1 protein-coding gene is annotated in these 1,714 nt (G+C 41.1%); it reads left to right on the forward strand.

What is annotated here, in order from left to right:
• Nucleotides 1-846: 846 nt before the first annotated feature.
• Nucleotides 847-1,714, forward strand: an 868-nt coding sequence (locus AACY61_RS13335) for a TonB-dependent receptor plug domain-containing protein (RefSeq protein ID WP_339612070.1), incomplete at its 3' end; no start/stop codon positions are given.

A 1,714-nucleotide genomic window follows, 5' to 3' on the forward strand; every position in this document is an offset into this window, starting at 1 on the left:
TTTTTATATGCTCTTCTATTGTATCCTTCATATCTGCAATTAACTACATATAAAAAAAAATATCGGTACGCTTTGAAGTACCATTTATTTGTTTTATATTTGATCAGTATTTATATTTTAAATACTTTTTATTATTTATTTTTGCGTTTACTTCTTAAAGCAAAACATTAGAAGCATTCGCTTTGAATCTCGGATTGAAAACTGGTAATTTTTAGGAAACGAGATGATAAGCAGGGATGCTCACGACCCGGGCGTGAGTACTCACTTATCGTTTCCAAGGTATACCAGTACCCCAATCCGTTAAGTAGAGGCTTGCGCCTATTTTTTTGACCAAAACCATAGGTATACTCTCATTAATATTCTTAGCACACTTCACTGTTTTGAAAGGGTTTCGCAATAAATTATTGTTTAACCTTATACTGCATTAAGCCTATGACAAAACCACTCTAAGCTTGTTTTAATTAGCTAAGCACTCCACAACGGCTCTCCCCATCACCTTCTCATAGGTTGGTCAAGCCACGCCCCTTGTAAAAAATCATTTAGCCATGAGACAAGGGGCAACGGGGTGCAAAAGGCAAAGACGTCAATCAAAGTACGTCATTGCGCTTTGTCCTCCGTAACTAGCGATAGCTGTGAAGGAGGAAAGCAATCTCGTCAAGCTTGCAAAAACGAAATAAAGACCTCCTCCACCATTCCAAAGTCAGAGAAGGCCTCAAACTAATTTATTAACCCCCTTACTTGGCAAGACTCTTCTAAATTCCACTTTGGAGGCTGAGCCGCTCTCTAAGCGAGCCTGCCCTGAGCGGGGTCGAAGGGTCGAAGCCGGGTGAGGACATAACCAAAAATATGAAAAACAAATACCAACTCAAACAAATGAGGCACCTAATCACAACCTGCCTCCTCATGTTGCCCCTCACTTTTTCTCTTTTAGCCCAAACACCTTCCACATTGAAGGTGCAAGGGCAAATCAATGACGGTACCTCACCCACACCCGGGGCAACAGTTCTCATAAAAGGAGAACAAAGGGGTACCGTCTCTGATTTTAATGGGGAATACAAAATATCTGCACAACCCACAGACACGCTTGTAATAAGCTATATCGGCTACGCCATAGTGGAAGAACCCGTCAATAACCGCTCATTGATCAACATCACCTTGCAGGAAGATGCTACTACATTAAAGGAAGTAGTAATCAATGCGGGGTACTATAACACAACAGAAAAAGAGCGAACAGGCAGTATTTCAAGGGTAACAGCAAGTGAAATAGAAAGACAGCCCATTACAAACCCATTGGAAGCACTACAGGGTAGAATGTCCGGTGTAAATATTACACAAAACTCTGGATTGGCCGGAGGCAGCTTTTCAATTAATATTAGGGGTAGAAACAGTATTAGAGCTGATGGAAATGAGCCATTATATGTAATTGATGGTGTGCCATACCTGTCACAATCTTTGGGGGATATTCAAGTATCCAATGTTTTGGGCACGTTGCCTTCAAGCCCACTCAACCACATAAACCCGTCGGATATTGAAAGTGTTGAAATACTTAAAGACGCAGATGCTACAGCCATTTACGGTTCTCGGGGTGCAAACGGTGTGGTCTTGATTACAACCAAAAAAGCAAAAGTGGATGGATCTTCATTCAAATTAAACATCAATTCAGGCTTTGGCCAAATCACACGAACAATGAAATTGATGAACACTGAGCAGTACA

Source organism: uncultured Planktosalinus sp., assembly GCF_963973675.1.
Lineage (GTDB): Bacteria > Bacteroidota > Bacteroidia > Flavobacteriales > Flavobacteriaceae > Planktosalinus.